Source organism: Streptomyces sp. NPDC046860 (assembly GCF_040645115.1).
Taxonomy (GTDB): Bacteria; Actinomycetota; Actinomycetes; order Streptomycetales; family Streptomycetaceae; genus Streptomyces.
In genome coordinates this window covers 48,424-62,725 of record NZ_JBEYXQ010000003.1, presented here as the reverse complement: position 1 = coordinate 62,725, position 14,302 = coordinate 48,424, and the positions used below count along the sequence as shown (strand labels likewise).

15 protein-coding genes are annotated in these 14,302 nt (G+C 73.9%); 3 read left to right on the top strand and 12 right to left on the bottom strand.

The features are described 5' to 3' along the window. Nucleotides 1-21: 21 nt before the first annotated feature. From ABZ898_RS05995 to ABZ898_RS05975, 5 genes are all read right to left on the bottom strand, one after another. The gene (locus tag ABZ898_RS05995; protein WP_361653841.1) at nucleotides 22-906 is read right to left on the bottom strand and encodes a DUF4231 domain-containing protein; all 885 of its coding nucleotides are present in this window, start codon (nucleotides 904-906) and stop codon (nucleotides 22-24) included. Between the two features lie 52 nt (nucleotides 907-958). After that, a complete protein-coding gene (locus ABZ898_RS05990; protein ID WP_361653254.1) occupies nucleotides 959-2,224 on the bottom strand; it encodes an FxsB family cyclophane-forming radical SAM/SPASM peptide maturase in 1,266 nt (421 codons plus the stop codon). Between the two features lies 1 nt (nucleotide 2,225). Next, entirely contained in the window at nucleotides 2,226-2,423 is a 198-nt protein-coding gene (locus ABZ898_RS05985) for a hypothetical protein (RefSeq protein ID WP_361653252.1), read from the bottom strand. Between the two features lie 218 nt (nucleotides 2,424-2,641). Next, nucleotides 2,642-3,064, bottom strand: coding sequence for an SRPBCC family protein (locus ABZ898_RS05980; protein WP_361653250.1), 423 nt, complete (start codon nucleotides 3,062-3,064; stop codon nucleotides 2,642-2,644). A gap of 30 nt (nucleotides 3,065-3,094) precedes the next feature. Beyond that, nucleotides 3,095-4,105, bottom strand: coding sequence for an aldo/keto reductase (locus ABZ898_RS05975; protein WP_361653248.1), 1,011 nt, complete (start codon nucleotides 4,103-4,105; stop codon nucleotides 3,095-3,097). Nucleotides 4,106-4,250: 145 nt separating this feature from the next. Here ABZ898_RS05975 and ABZ898_RS05970 point away from each other — a divergent pair, with 145 nt between their 5' ends. Then, nucleotides 4,251-5,165: a LysR substrate-binding domain-containing protein gene (locus ABZ898_RS05970; RefSeq protein ID WP_361653246.1), complete on the top strand. Its 915-nt coding sequence runs from the start codon at nucleotides 4,251-4,253 to the stop codon at nucleotides 5,163-5,165. A gap of 5 nt (nucleotides 5,166-5,170) precedes the next feature. On the opposite strand, the gene ABZ898_RS05965 is transcribed toward ABZ898_RS05970, so the two are convergent. Next, complete coding sequence (locus tag ABZ898_RS05965) at nucleotides 5,171-6,355, bottom strand: hypothetical protein (RefSeq protein WP_361653244.1); 1,185 nt, start codon at nucleotides 6,353-6,355, stop codon at nucleotides 5,171-5,173. Nucleotides 6,356-6,525: 170 nt separating this feature from the next. On the opposite strand from ABZ898_RS05965, the gene ABZ898_RS05960 reads away from it, so the two are divergent. Continuing rightward, entirely contained in the window at nucleotides 6,526-6,699 is a 174-nt protein-coding gene (locus ABZ898_RS05960; protein ID WP_361653242.1) for a hypothetical protein, read from the top strand. A 4-nt stretch (nucleotides 6,700-6,703) separates the two neighbouring features. Here the strand turns inward: ABZ898_RS05960 and ABZ898_RS05955 are convergent, their stop codons facing one another. The 5 genes from ABZ898_RS05955 to ABZ898_RS05935 all read right to left on the bottom strand — a co-directional run bounded on the left by ABZ898_RS05955 (nucleotide 6,704) and on the right by ABZ898_RS05935 (nucleotide 12,937). After that, nucleotides 6,704-7,849, bottom strand: coding sequence for a histidine kinase (locus ABZ898_RS05955; RefSeq protein ID WP_361653839.1), 1,146 nt, complete (start codon nucleotides 7,847-7,849; stop codon nucleotides 6,704-6,706). A gap of 100 nt (nucleotides 7,850-7,949) precedes the next feature. After that, nucleotides 7,950-9,635 (bottom strand): cation acetate symporter, encoded by a 1,686-nt coding sequence (locus ABZ898_RS05950; RefSeq protein WP_361653240.1) that lies wholly within the window; start codon nucleotides 9,633-9,635, stop codon nucleotides 7,950-7,952. Nucleotides 9,636-9,649: 14 nt separating this feature from the next. Then, on the bottom strand, nucleotides 9,650-9,985 hold the full coding sequence (locus ABZ898_RS05945; protein ID WP_361653238.1) for a hypothetical protein: 336 nt from the start codon (nucleotides 9,983-9,985) through the stop codon (nucleotides 9,650-9,652). A gap of 126 nt (nucleotides 9,986-10,111) precedes the next feature. After that, nucleotides 10,112-10,885 (bottom strand): LytTR family DNA-binding domain-containing protein, encoded by a 774-nt coding sequence (locus ABZ898_RS05940; protein ID WP_361653837.1) that lies wholly within the window; start codon nucleotides 10,883-10,885, stop codon nucleotides 10,112-10,114. 171 nt (nucleotides 10,886-11,056) lie between these two features. Beyond that, entirely contained in the window at nucleotides 11,057-12,937 is a 1,881-nt protein-coding gene (locus ABZ898_RS05935; protein WP_361653835.1) for an ABC transporter ATP-binding protein, read from the bottom strand. A 105-nt stretch (nucleotides 12,938-13,042) separates the two neighbouring features. Here ABZ898_RS05935 and ABZ898_RS05930 point away from each other — a divergent pair, with 105 nt between their 5' ends. Continuing rightward, nucleotides 13,043-13,807, top strand: a complete 765-nt coding sequence (locus ABZ898_RS05930; RefSeq protein ID WP_361653236.1) for a crotonase/enoyl-CoA hydratase family protein — start codon at nucleotides 13,043-13,045, stop codon at nucleotides 13,805-13,807. Between the two features lie 97 nt (nucleotides 13,808-13,904). On the opposite strand, the gene ABZ898_RS05925 is transcribed toward ABZ898_RS05930, so the two are convergent. Beyond that, entirely contained in the window at nucleotides 13,905-14,246 is a 342-nt protein-coding gene (locus ABZ898_RS05925) for a hypothetical protein (RefSeq protein ID WP_361653234.1), read from the bottom strand. Between the last annotated feature and the right edge of the window lie 56 nt (nucleotides 14,247-14,302).

The following is a 14,302-nucleotide window of genomic DNA, read 5'->3' as shown; positions in this document are numbered from 1 at the left end:
CTGACCACACTCGCCCCGCCTTCAGTCCGCGATCCACTTGGCCATCCAGCCCTCGTTCTGCACCGAGACGACGTGTTCGGCCCGCTCGGCCAGCCGGTCGGCGTCCGCGTCGGTGGCCGGGTCGCACCCCTGCCACCAGCGCAGCAGCCGCTCCAGCTCACCGGCGGTCCGGCTGAACTCGACCTGCTGGAAGACATAGCGCGACGACGCCCCGTAGGAGACCACGGCCGCCGAGACGGCGGCGACGGCGGGAATCCAGGCGGCCGTCTCCTCCACCGCGAAGGCCCCGGCGACCGCGCCGAGGATCACCGAGACGGCCGCGAGCGCCTGTCCGCAGCGCTCGACGAGCCGGGCCCGCTCGCCCATCCGGACGGCCCCGGGCCGGTAGTAACCGTCCAGTTGGGGCCGCAGCCGCGCCTCGACGTAGCCGGTGATGTCCTGGACGGGCGGCAGCGGGCGTTCGGCGGGCAGCAGGCCGGCGACGGCCGGTTCCAGGTCGGCGGCCTCGGCGAGCACGGCGTCCGCCCGCTCGCGCAGCACGCGGTCGCGGCCGTCCGGGTCCCGGTACTGGGCGACCCGGGCGAGACGGACGTACACCTGGCTCTTGAGCTCCTCGGACACCGAGCGCATCCGGGTCCATTCCCGGACCCGGTCGGGCGCGGCCCGCATCGCGGTGAGCGGTGCCGCGCCGGCGGCCAGCAGTGCGAGGAAGGCGCACACCTGGCCGGCCACCCGGACGGCGGGCATCAGCTGCGAGGCGGCGGCGCCGAGGGCGGCCGCGGCGACGACGGCGCCCAGGGTCGCCGCGCGTGCGCGGGCGATCGCCGTCTTGTGCCGGCCGGCCGCCTGGGACCATATGCTCTGGGCCCGCCAGACGTCCTCGGCCGTACCCACTCCCCCGTACATGCTCACGCAAGGATTCTGACGCGGCTTCAACTGCCGTGCAATGAGAATGCGTTCAATCGGCCAGGAGTGGTCCGGATCGGAGAACCGGTTCGATTCTTCGTGCGATATGTCTGATGAGCAGGGCGAGATCTGTGCAATAAATCGACCTGTTGCGGAATCCGGTGCCCTTCTCGTAGCGGTGGGCGTAGTGACCGCCCCCGCACACGCGGACGACGGGGCAGGTCAGACAGTCGCGGGAAAGGGCGAGGGCGCCCAGCTGCCGGGCCGCGATACCGGGGTGTTCCAGGACGTCGTCGAAGCTGTTGCGGAAGACGTCCATACCGGTCGACGGCGCTTTGGCATATGCCGCTTTCAGGGAATCCACCTGTTCGATGGCGCCGTCCGTCTCCACCAGGACGGCGGCCACGGGCGAGAGGCCCACGGCTTCGGCGCGGCCGGGGAATCCGAGGAGCAGGCCGATGATTTCGGTGAAGATCCGAATACGGCTGCGCCGGTGTTCCTCGTCGAACCAGCGGTCGAAGACACGGGCCAGCCAGGCGCCGTAGGGCGCGCTCCCGACGGTGGCCGGGCCCTTGCCGGGCGGCGGCGCGGCCCAGTTGGCGTGCGGCAGGAGCAGGTCGAGGGCGGGGGGAGCGAACTCCATCAGGGAGTCGTAGACGTCCTCGGGGTCGAGGTCGAGGTCGATGGTGCACAGGATGCCCGCGTACGCCTCGGGACTGCGGGCGAGGTGGGCGAGGCCGCGGGTGGCGGCGTCCCAGGCGGGGCGGCCGGCGTGGTCGACGCGGCGCTTGTTGTGCTCGGGGCGGCCGCCGTCGAGGCTGACGCCGATCCGCACTCCGGCGGCGGCGAGCTGCCGCACCGTGTCGGGGGTCAGCAGGGTGCCGTTGGTCTGGACGCTGACCCGCACCGCGCACTCCTGCCCCGCGGCGGCCGTCACGGCGGCGCGCACCGCGTCGACCTGGGCGAGCGCGGTGCGGGGGCCGCCGAGAAGGGGCTCGCCGCCGTGCAGCTCGACGCGGATCTCGCGCAGCCCGTGGGCGCGCACGTGCTCGCCGATCCGGGCCGCGCTGCGCTCCAGCACCGGCGCCGCGACCCTGGCCGGTCTGCCGCGCCAGGTGTCGTCGGCGGCGTTGTAGACGTAGCAGTAGTGGCACAGGAGGTTGCAGCGGCTGTTCAGCTTCAGCACGAACTGCCGGAACGGGACCGGTCCGGTTCCGGCCGCGCGCAGGGCGGGCACGTCCAGCAGCCGGTGCGGCCATGGGGCCGTCGCGTGCACGTCCCCGGTGTCCGCCGCTCCCCCGTCCGGACCGTCGTTCACCTCAGGGACTGTCCTCGTAGTAGGCGACCGGGCGCCCCGCGGTGCGCTTCTCCCGCTCCACCAGTTCGCGCAGCACCTCGGTCAGCACCGGATGGCCCAGAGCGCGCGGCGGCCGGTCCGGGCCCGGCGCGCGGCCGGGCCGGACGGCCGGGCCGGGGCCGCCGGCCACGAGGTGGTCGTCCAGCCGGAGATGGGACACGGTGCTCCCTTTCGCGTTCAGCCACTCGGGGCGTGGCTGTGCCCGGTCGCGCGGCGCGCGACCGGCGACGGGGCCAATCGTAGAGGCAGCGGGGTGCCCGCGAGTCGCCAACGGCCCTTCCGCACCAGGCGGGTCGGGCAGGTGAGCGAACGGAGCGCGGACGTCCGGCGCCGCGCCGGCGGGTGACCCGTCGGGTTCACGCGCCGGCGCGGGCGGGGCTACGCGGCTTCGCGCAGCGTCCGCTCCAGCGCGGCCAGGCCCTCGGCGTAGATGCCGTGGAACAGGGTGACCGCCTCCTCCTCGCTCGCTCCCTCGGGGGTGAAGGAGCCGGACCACTCGACGCGGGCGGTGCCGGCGTCGGGGAGGTCGAGCACGGTCAGGGTGGAGAGGTAGCCGGTGACCGGGAAGGGGGCCTGGAGGATGGCGTACGTGTAGCTGCGGGCCTCCTCGTCGAAGGCGATCAGGCGCTCGACGATGGTCTCGCCCTCGGCGTTGGTGAGGGTGCGCACGCGGCCGCCCTCGCCGAGGGTGCTGCCGGGGATGTACGGGAGCCAGTCGGGCAGCGAGCCGAAGCCGCCGATGAGCCGCCAGACGTGCTCGGGGGTGTGGGGGACGTCGATGTACGTGCTCGTGCTTGCCATGGTGCTTTCCTCGGTGCTTCCTCTGAGGGGTCAGGCGGTGGGGACGGGAGCGTCGGCGGAGATCAGGTCCTCCGCGCGCAGGTCCGCCCAGAAGGCGGCCGGGACGGTCTCGTGCAGGGCGGCCACGTCCTCGGCGATGCGGCTGGGGCGCGTCGCGCCGGGGACGACCGCCGCGGCGGCGGGGTGGGCCAGGGCGAACTGGAGGGCGGCCGCCTTGACGGAGACGCCGTGCCGCTCGGCGAGCGCCTTGATCCGGTCGACCTTGTCCAGGATCGCCTGCGGGGCCTCCTGGTACTCGAAGTGCCGGCCGCCGGCCAGCACGCCGGAGCTGTAGGGGCCGCCGACGACCATGTCGACGCCCTGCTCGGCGGCGGCGGGGAGCAGCCGCTGGAGGGCACGGTCGTGGTCGAGGAGGGTGTAGCGGCCGGCGAGGAGGAACGCGTCGGGGCGCGGCTCGTCGAGGTCGAGGGTCAGCTCGATCGGCTCCACCTTGTTGACGCCGAGGCCCCAGGCCTTGATGACGCCTTCGTCGCGCAGCTTCTGCAGGACGCGGAAGGCGCCGGTGCGGGCGGTCTCGTAGCGGGCGAGCCACTGGTCGCCGTGGAAGTCCTGGGCGATGTCGTGGACCCAGACGATGTCCAGCCGGTCGGTGCCCAGGCGCTTCAGGCTGTCCTCGACGGAGCGCAGGGTGGCGTCTGCGGTGTAGTCGTCGGTCATCCGGTTGGGACGGCCGTGCTCGAAGAGGCCGCCCTTCTCGCCCAGCTCGCGGGCGGCGGGGTCCTCGATGTCGTCGTGGATGACGCGGCCGACCTTGGTGCTCAGGACGTATTCGTCACGCGGGCGTCCGGCGAGCGCCTCGCCGAGGCGGATCTCCGAGAGGCCGGCGCCGTAGAAGGGCGCGGTGTCGAAGTAGCGGATGCCCTGGTCCCAGGCGGCGGCGACGGTCGCGGCCGCCTCGTCCTCGGGGATGGCGCGGAACATGTTGCCCAGCGGCGCGGTGCCGAAGCCGAGGGGACCGGGGAGGAGGGACTTGATACCCATGTGCGTGTGATCCTTCACTTTGCGGCTTTCACGGGCCTTCGCCGTTTTCGGGCGGGTCCGCCGTTCTTGCTCTGTCGAGATTAGGATCGAAGCTTGAGACTGTCCAAGACTTGCTTGGACACACTTGAGTCCCTGGAGGTCTTACATGCTGGATCTGCGCCAGCTCCGCTATTTCGTGGTCGTCGCGGAGGAGGAACACGTGGGGCGCGCCGCCGAACGCCTGCTCATCTCGCAGTCCCCGCTCAGCCGGCAGATCGCCCAGCTGGAGAAGAACCTCGGGCTGACCCTTTTCGAGCGCACTCAGCAGCGTATCCGGCTCACCTCGGACGGGCGCGTCTTCCTCTCCGAGGCCCGGGCGCTGCTGCGGCACGCCAGCCGGCTGGAGAACCTGGGCCGCAGGCTCGGGCGGGGCGAGGAGGGCGGGCTGTGCATCGGGTACACCGTCGACGCCATGCACACCGGGGTGCTGCCGCGGGCGCTGCGGGAGCTGCACGACGAACGGCCGGGCATCCACGTGGCCCTCTACAACTTCGCCGGCGCCGAGCAGTTGGAGGGCCTGCGGCAGCGGAGTCTCGACATCGCCCTCGTCCCGGAGCCGCCCGCCGAGGACGACCCCGACCTGCGGGCCGCGCTGCTGATGGACGATCCCCTGCTGCTGGCCGTGCCCGCCGGGCATCCGCTCGCCGAGTCGCCCGAGGTGGTCCCGGCCGACCTGGAGGGGCAGCCGTGGATCGCGGTGGAGAACAGCCGGCGCCCGGCCTGGCGCGACGAGTTCATCGCGGCGTGCGCCGCCGCCGGGTTCACCCCGGACATCCGGCTGGAGGCGTCCGAGCCGCTGACCGCGCTGGGGCTCGTCGCCTCCGGTCTGGGGGTGGCGCTGATCCAGCGGAGCATGCTGCGTGGCCCGGAGGCCGGGGTGACGGTGCGCGAACTGCCCTGGCTGGACATGTCCGTCCGGCTGTGGGCGGCCTGGCACGAGGTCGATCTGCGGCCCGTGGTGGCGTCGTTCCGCGAGACCGTCCTCGGGACCCGCGACCGGGCCGCCGCGAAGGCGGACTGACCGGGTCAGTACCGCAGCAGCGCGGCCACTCCCCCGGCCTCGGCGAGCGTGCCGTCGGGGACGAAGAGGATCTGGGAGTCGGCGTCGATGGCGCGGTCGACGAGCTGCTCGATGATGTCGGTGGCCACGCCGAGGGTGTGCGGCGGCGGCTCGACGTCCGGCCGGGGGTCGGGCAGCGTGACCGGTTCGGGCACCTCGACGAGTTCGAGCACCCGGCCGTCCTCGGTGATCCGGCCCGCGAGGTCGAGCCCCTCCTCCACGATCAGCCGGGCCACCCGCTTGTCCGCGACGGCCGTCCAGACCTCCAGCGGTCCGCCCGCGTACTTGCCGAGGCCGCGCGCCTCGCCCAGTTCGTCGACCGCCTCGGCGACCTGCTTCTCGCGGAACTCGGCGAGGAGCGGCTCCAGCCGCTTCATCAGGTCCTTCGCCCGGTCCTTGTCCATCCCGGCCAGCGGCAGCGTGCCCGCGACCATGTCGCCGTGGGTGGTGACCGCCCTGAACGCCGCGAGGATCTTGTCGCCGCCGATGACGAACAGCGGCAGGTCGCCGTCGTGTTCCCCGACCGCGTCGCCGAGCCGCTTGTCGACCATGCGCAGGTACTGCTCGACGCGCGCCTTGTGCCCCTCGTACGGCGCGGAGTGCGGGATGGCGCCGGGCAGCGCGTCCTCCGGCGACGGGATCTCCGGCGCGCACGGGAAGCCGTGGTGCTCCACCTCGTCCAGGCGCTTGACCGAGCCGTGGTAGAGGCGGCACATCTCCTGGTCGAGGACGAGCACGAGGAACGGCCGGGACCGCTGCTCGGCGGCCTCCAGATACCGCGTCAGGAACTGGTCGGCGAACTCCACGCGCGGGCGCACCGGCGCGAGGGAGGTCATCTGCCAGACCTGGACGGGCTCGTCGGCGGCCACGTAGACCACCATGGCGTCGTCGGGATGGAAGGGGTCGGCCACCTGCTCGATCACCGAGGTGTCCAGCATGTGGTTCCGCAGTTCCAGCCGGGTCTCCCGCGTGACGTCCGGGTCGTCCGCGAGGCGGCGCTTGGCCTCGGTGACGAGGTCGCGCAGCAGGATGCGGTCCTTCTCGCTGAAGGGGAAGTCCGGATCGGTCGGCATCACCAGCGTGATGGCGGGGTACGGCCTCTGCTCGCTCAGAGCGGCACGGATCTCAGGAGTCAGCTCAGAGGTATGCACCAAGTCAGCGTCGCACCGCGCCCCGGCCGCCGCACCTCGAACGGACATCCGGCCCGTGTCGCCCGGACGGCGGAGCGGGCATACCATGAATCGTGATGAAACGGGCGCCGCCGTAGGCCGGTGACCGAATCTTCCCGGACGCGGACCTGATGCGAGCGAGGAGTCGAGTCATGCGTAGGAACTCTCCGGTGAAGGGGCATCACGGCCTGGGCGCGCGGGGTCAGGGCAAGCAGCTCTACTACCACACGCAGATCCCCGAGGCCGCCGCCCGCCAGACCAAGGACCAGCAGCACTACCAGCGCCAGCAGCAGGAGCGGAAGCAGTCCAACGGCCGCTGGACCTGACCGTTCACCCCTGGCGGGAGCCGGGGCGGAACTTCGGGACCCGTACGGTGATCTTCGTGCCGGCGCCCACGCCGGTCTCGATGACCAGACCGTACGGGTCTCCGTACACCTGGCGCAGTCTGCGGTCGACGTTGCTCAGGCCGATGCCGGTGTCCGGTCCGGCGGTGCCGCGCAGCAGGGAGCGCAGGCGGTCCGGTTCCATGCCGACGCCGTTGTCCTCGATGACGACGCGGGCCTCGGTGCCCTCGTCCTCGGCGATGATCGTGATGCGGCCGCGCTCCGCCGACTCCTCCAGGCCGTGCTTGAGCGCGTTCTCCACCAGCGGTTGCAGGCACAGGAACGGCAGCGTCACCGGCAGCACCTCGGGCGCGATCCGCAGGGTGACCGCGAGGCGGCGGCCGAAGCGGGCGCGGGCGAGTTCGAGGTACTGCTCGATGGAGCGCAACTCCTCGGCCAGCGTGGTGAAGTCGCCGCCCCTGCGGAACGAGTAGCGGGTGAAGTCGGCGAACTCCAGGAGGAGTTCACGGGCCCGCTCGGGGTCGGTGCGGACGAACGAGGCGATGCTCGCCAGGGAGTTGTAGATGAAGTGGGGGGAGATCTGCGCGCGCAGGGCGCGGATCTCGGCCTCGATCACGCTGGAGCGGGCCCGGTCGAGGTCGACCAGTTCGAGCTGGACGGAGACCCAGCGGGCGACCTCCTCGGCGGCCCGCAGCAGCACCCCGGACTCTCCGTCGCCGAAGGCGGCGAGCACCCCGGTGACCCGGCCGTCCACGGTCAGGGGCGCGAGCACTCCCTGGCGTACGGGGCAGTCCGCGTGCGCGCAGGACAGGTGCACGGTCTGGGGCCGCCCGCCGCGCACCACGGCCGGCAGCCGTTCGGCGATCTGGGCGCGGTGGTGGTCGCCCGCGCCGTCCCAGGCGAGGACCGCCTCCTCGTCGGTGAGGGCGAGCGCGCCGGTGCCGAGCAGCGGCCGCAGCCGTCGCGCGGCCTTGCGGGCGGTGTCCGGGGTGAGGCCCGCGCGCAGCGGCGGCGCGGCGAGCGAGGCGGTGTGCAGGGTGTGGAACGTGGCCTGTTCGACGGGGGTGCCGGGGCCCGCCGGGTTGGCCTGCTGACGCCGCACGGCGACATGGCCGAGCGCGGCCCCGAGCACGAACAGCGCGAGTCCGGCGACGGCCAGCAGCAGCACCCCGAGCACGCTCACCTCTCGCTCCTCGCCCGGCGACGGCTTCCCGCGGGCCGCCCGGGACGGCTCACGGCCGCCGCTCCGGCAGGTGCAGGCGCGCCATGGTGGCCGCGGTCCCCGGCGGGACGCGGCGCCGGGTGGCGAGCGAGACCAGCACCATCGCGGCGAAGCCGGCCGGCACCGACCAGACGGCGGGCCAGGCCAGCAGGGTGTGCGTCCAGCCGGAGCGGGCGCCGCCCGCCATGGTCGCGGTGACGGCGGTGAGGGCCGAGCCGCCGCCGAGGAGCAGCCCGGCGATCGCGCCGGGCGGGGTAAGTCCGCGCCACCAGATGCCGAGCACGAGCAGCGGGCAGAAGGAGGACGCGGACACCGCGAACGCGAGCCCCACCGCGTCGGCCACCGGCAGCCCGCCGACCACCGTCCCGGCGGCGGTGGGCACCACGACGGCGGGCAGCACGGCGAGCCGGAAGTGCCGCAGGCCCAGCGCCGGGAGCACGTCCTGGGCGAGGACCCCGGCGACGGACATGGTGAGCCCGGAGGCGGTGGACAGGAAGGCCGCGCACGCGCCGCCCGCGACCAGCGCGCCGAGCAGGTCGCCGCCCACCCCGCCGAGCAGCCGCTGCGGCAGGACGAGGACCGCGGCGTCGGTGTCGCCGGTGAGCAGCAGGTCGGGCGCGTACAGCCGGGCCAGCGAGCCGTACAGGGGCATCAGCAGGTAGAAGGCGCCGAGCAGGCCGAGCACGATCACGGTGGTGCGGCGGGCGGCGCGGCCGTCGGGGTTGGTGTAGAAGCGGACGACGACGTGCGGCAGTCCCATGGTGCCGAGGAAGGTGGCGAGGATGAGCCCGTACGTCGCGTACAGGCCGTGCTCCCCGCGGCTCGGGGCCAGCGGCTCCGCCCGGTTCGACGCGGAGCCCGGCGCCCGGTCGGGCAGCGGCACCGGGGCGCCGGAGGGGAAGCGGAGCCGGGTGTGCGCGCCGATGCGGTGGCTGCCCTCGGTGAGGGTGAGGCGGGCCTCGCGCAGCGGGTGCCCGTCGACGCTGCCGGAGACGGTGACGCGTACGGGTTCGCTCACGGTGACGGTCACCGGCCGGTCGAGGCGGACCTCGGTGGCGCGGTGGAACACGGGCCGCTCGTCCCAGGCGGGCAGCGGGGCCCGGTCGGAGTGCCAGGCGGCGAGCAGGAACACCGCGGGCACCAGCAGGGCGGTGAGCTTGAGCCAGTACTGGAAGGCCTGGACGAAGGTGATGCTGCGCATGCCCCCGGCGGCGACGGAGGCGGTCACCACGACGGCGACGACCAGCCCGCCGAGCCAGCCGGGCGCGCCGGTGAGGAGCCTGAGGGTGAGGCCGGCGCCGCGCAGCTGGGGCAGCAGGTAGAGCCAGCCGACGCCGACCACGAGCACTCCGGCGATCCGGCGCACGGCCCGCGACTGAAGCCGGGCTTCGGCGAAGTCGGGCAGGGTGTAGGCGCCGGAGCGGCGCAGCGGGGCGGCCACGAAGGCCAGCAGGACGAGGAATCCGGCGGTGTAGCCGATGGGGAACCAGAGCATGTCGACGCCCTGGGCGAGCAGCAGCCCGGCTATGCCGAGGAAGGAGGCCGCGGACAGGTACTCGCCGCTCACCGCGAAGGCGTTGAGGCGGGGGGCGACGGTGCGCGAGGCCACGTAGAAGTCGGAGGTGGTCCGGGACACGCGCAGGCCGAGCGCGCCGACGAGTGCCGTGGCGAGCACCGCCGCGGACACTCCGGCCATTCCGTAGGTCTGGTTCAACGCCCGGTCACGTCACCCTCGTTGCGTTCGGCGCGGCGGACGTACCAGGCGCCGGTGGCGAGCAGGACGGGATACGGGGCGACGCCCAGCAGCAGCCAGGCGGCGCCCTGGGCGGTGTCGCCGGGCAGCATCCGGAACAGCACGGGGAGCAGCCCGAGCGGCAGGGCGAGGAACGCGGACGCGGCGAGGCCGGCCCTCATCTGACGGCGCATCAGTGTTCGTACGGTGGCGTCGTCGTGGCCGGGGCGCTCCGGGAGGGCGGCGCGGGCGGGGCGGGGGACGCCGGGAGCCCCGGTGACCACCTCCCGGCGCGGCGCGGGTTCCGCACCCATGACGCACCCCCCGTGCCGCCGGTGATCACCTTGTTGCGGCGAGTGTACGCAGCGCCTCAGCGGTGAGACAGGGTCCCGGCGGGGTTCGGCACACGGTCGCCACAGCGCGCCTTCGGGCCCGGCGGTTCAGCGGGCGCGGGCGGCGGTTCCGGTGGCGCGACGGGCCAGCAGGTCCCGCAGTTCACGGGCGTTGCGGCGGCTGACGGGCAGGACGCGGTCGCCGACCCTGACGGTCATGTTGCCGCCGTCCAGGCGGAGTTCCTCTATCCGGTCGAGGGCGACCAGATGGCTGCGGTGGATGCGGACGAACCCGTGGGCGCGCCACTGCTCCTCCAGGGTGGCCAGCGGCACCCGCACCAGGTGGCTGCCGCGCCGGGTGTGCAGCCGGGCGTAGTCGCCGTGGGCCTCGGCGCAGGCGATGTCGGCGACGGGCACGAACCGGGTCACGCCGCCCAGTTCCACCGGGACCTGTCCGCCGCCCGGCGGTCCGGCGGGGTGGGCGCGAGGGCCCTGCCCGGCGTGGGTCAGTTCGGCCACCCGGCGCACGGCTTCGGCGAAGCGCTCGGCGCGCAGGGGCTTGAGGAGGTAGTCGACGGCCTTGAGATCGAAGGCGCGGACGGCGAAGTCCTCGTGGGCGGTGACGAAGACGATGAGCGGCGGAGCGGCGAACCCGCCCAGCAGGCGGGCGAGTTCGAGTCCGCTGAGCCCCGGCATGTTGATGTCGAGGAAGACGACGTCGATCGCCTCCGTGCCGCCCTCCACCGCCCGGCCGAGGGTGCGCAGCGCCTCGGTGGCCTCCAGCGCGGGCAGCACGCTGCCGACCCGGGGGTCCCGGTCCAGCAGGTACAGCAGTTCCTCCAGCGCGGGTTCCTCGTCGTCCACGGCGAGGACCCGCAACAGGCCCTCGCCGCGCTCGGCGTGCGCCGCGGTCTCCGTCGGCCGTGTCCGCCCGGTCCCGCTCATTCCCGAAGACCCCTCTCGCCCGTGCCCGTGCCGTGCCCGTGGGGGGAATGGTGGTCCCTGGCGCCGGTCGCGTCCAGCACGGCGGCGGGGGCGTTCGGCGAAGGCCCGTCAGGCGACGGTCACCGTGTCGCCGTCGCGCTTGGCGAACTGGGTCCGGTACAGCTCGGCGTACCGACCCCCGGCCGCCAGGAGCCGGTCGTGGGTGCCGCGCTCGACGATCCGGCCGGCCTCCACGACGAGGATCTGGTCGGCGGCGCGGACGGTGGACAGGCGATGGGCGATCACCACGGCGGTACGGTCCTGGAGTGCCTCGGCCAGCGCTTCCTGGACGGCCGCCTCGGAGGTGTTGTCCAGGTGCGCGGTGGCCTCGTCGAGGATGACGACGCGCTGGCGGGCCAGCAGCAGCCGGGCGATGGTCATGCGCTGGCGCTCGCCGCCGGAGAGCCGGTAACCGCGCTCGCCGACGACCGTGTCGAGCCCGTCCGGCAGCCGGCGCACGACCTCGGCCAGCCGGGCCCGGCCGAGCGCGGCCCACAGTTCGTCGTCGCCGGCGTCGGGCCGGGCGAGGAGCAGGTTGGCGCGGACGGTGTCGTGGAAGAGGTGGCCGTCCTGGGTGACCATGCCGACCGTGGCCCGCAGCGAGGCGGGCTTCAGGTCCCGTACGTCGACGCCGCCCACCCGCACGGCGCCGCTGTCGGTGTCGTACAGCCGGGGCAGCAGCTGGGCGATGGTGGACTTGCCCGCGCCGGAGGAGCCGACCAGGGCCACGGTCTCGCCGGGGGCGGCGCGGAAGGAGACGCCGTGCAGGACCTCGGCCCCGCCGCGTACGTCGAGGGTGGCGACCTCCTCCAGGGAGGCGAGGGAGACCTTGTCGGCGGACGGGTAGCCGAAGCTCACGTCGTCGAACTCGATGGCGACCGGGCCCTCGGGCACCGGGGCGGCGTCCGCCTTCTCGGCGATGAGCGGCTCCAGGTCCAGCACCTCGAAGACCCGCTCGAAGCTGACCAGCGCGCTCATCACCTCCACCCGCGCCCCGGCGAGCGCGGTCAGCGGGGCGTAGAGCCGGGTGAGCAGCAGGGCGAGGGAGACGACGGCGCCCGCCTCCAGGGTGCCGCGCAGCGCGAACCAGCCGCCGAGGCCGTAGACGAGGGCGAGCGCCAGGGCGGAGACCAGGGTGAGGGCGGTGATGAACACCGACTGGGCGGTGGCGGTGCGGACGCCGATGTCGCGGACCTCGCGGGCGCGGGCGGCGAACTGGGCCGACTCCTCCTCGGGGCGGCCGAACAGCTTGACGAGGGTGGCGCCGGGCGCGGAGAAGCGTTCGGTCATCCGGGTGCCCATGGCCGCGTTCAGCTCGGCCGCCTCCCGCTGCATCCGGGCCATCCGGCGGCCCATCCGGCGGGCCGGGATCACGAACACCGGCAGAAGAACCAGGGCGAGCAGGGTGATCTGCCAGGACAGGGTGAGCATGACGGCGAGGGTGAGCAGCAGGGTGACCACGTTGGTGACCACGCCGGACAGGGTGGAGGCGAAGGCCCGCTGGGCGCCGATCACGTCGTTGTTGAGCCGGCTGACCAGGGCGCCGGTGCGGGTCCGGGTGAAGAAGGCGACGGGCATCCGCTGGACGTGGTCGAAGACGGCGGTCCGCAGGTCGAGGATGAGCCCCTCCCCGAGGGTCGACGACAGCCGCCGTACGAGGACGCCGAGCCCGGCCTCCGCCAGCGCGACCAGCGCGATGAGCAGCGAGAGCCTGACCACCCGGCCGGAGTCGTGGCCCGCCACGATGGCGTCGACCACCCGCCCGGCGAGGACCGGGGTGGCGACCGCGAGCAGGGCGGTGAGGATGCCGAGCAGGACGAACCGGGTGATGCCCGCGCGGTGCGGTCGGGCGAAGGCGGCGATGCGGCGCAGCGTGGCGCGGGCGAGGGGCCTGCGCTGCTGCTGTGCGGTCATCACGCTGTGCAGCTGCGTCCAGGCGGTGGTTTCCATGCTCATGAAACCAACGTAAGACCTCAAGTTTGATTGAGGTCAACCGCTCGGCGGAGCGGATGCGGCACAGTGGCCCTTCCAGCAGCTCGGCGAGGAGGAGTCAGGGTGCCGGTCCGGGTGGAGACGAAGGACGGTGTGACGACGGTCGTGCTGGCGCGCCCCGGGGCGCGCAACGCGGTCGACGGTCCGATGGCGGCCGAACTGGCCGACGCTTTCCGCACGTTCGAGGCGGACGAGCGGGCGCGCGTGGCGGTGCTGTGGGGCGAGGGCGGCACGTTCTGCGCGGGCGCCGATCTGAAGGCGATCGGTACCGGGCGCGGCAACCGGGTCGCGCCGGACGGCGACGGGCCGATGGGGCCGACCCGGATGCGGCTGTCCAAGCCGGTGATCGCGGCCGTGGCGGGGCACGCGGTGGCGGGCGGCCTGGAACTGGCGCTGTGGTGCGATCTCCGGGTGGCGGAGGAGGACGCGGTGTTCGGGGTGTTCTGCCGCCGCTGGGGCGTCCCGCTGATCGACGGCGGCACGGTACGGCTGCCCCGGCTGATCGGCACCGGCCGGGCGATGGACATGATCCTGACCGGGCGGCCGGTCCCAGCCGCCGAGGCCCACGCCATCGGGCTCGCCGACCGGATCGTCCCCACGGGCCGTGCCCGCGCCGCGGCGGAGGAGCTGGCGGCGGAGATCGCCCGCTTCCCGCAGGACTGCCTGCGGTCCGACCGGGCCTCCGTGCTCGACCAGGAGGGCCTGCCCGAGCGGGAGGCGATGCGGGGTGAGCTGCGCGGGGGAACGGAGGTACTGGGGAAGGCCGCGGAAGGGGCCGCCCGGTTCGCGGGCGGCGCCGGGCGGCACGGGGCGTTCGGCGAGGCGTGACCGCGGGGGCGAGCGGGAACCGCCGCGCGGGAACCGGCCGTCGGCCGCACGGGGGATCGTGTCCGTCCCGTGCGGCCGGCCGGTCGTGCGGGGGCCGTCACTTGAAGGTGATGACCTGACCGTCCCTGCCATCGCGTCCCCGCCTGCCCCAGGGGCCGCGCCTGCCGTCGTCCCCGTCGTCGCCGTCGTCCCCGGGCCGCCCCGTGGGACCGGTGGGGCCGGGGTCGCCGGACGGGCCGGAGGGACCGGGCGGGCCGGGCGGACCCTGGTGGGTGCCGGCGCCGCCGTCCTCGAGACTGACGTGCTGCATCTGCATTTCGTCGAGCTGCTGCTGGTGGGCGACGAGCAGGACCGCCTGCGCGACCAGCACGACGGTCAGCGCCGCGCCGGCCGCCATGCGGCGCGGCGAACCGCGCAGCACCCCTTTCAGGCTTCTCACATTGATCCTCACGCTGTATGACGGCGGTTTACGAAGGACGACGGTTCACGAGCGGC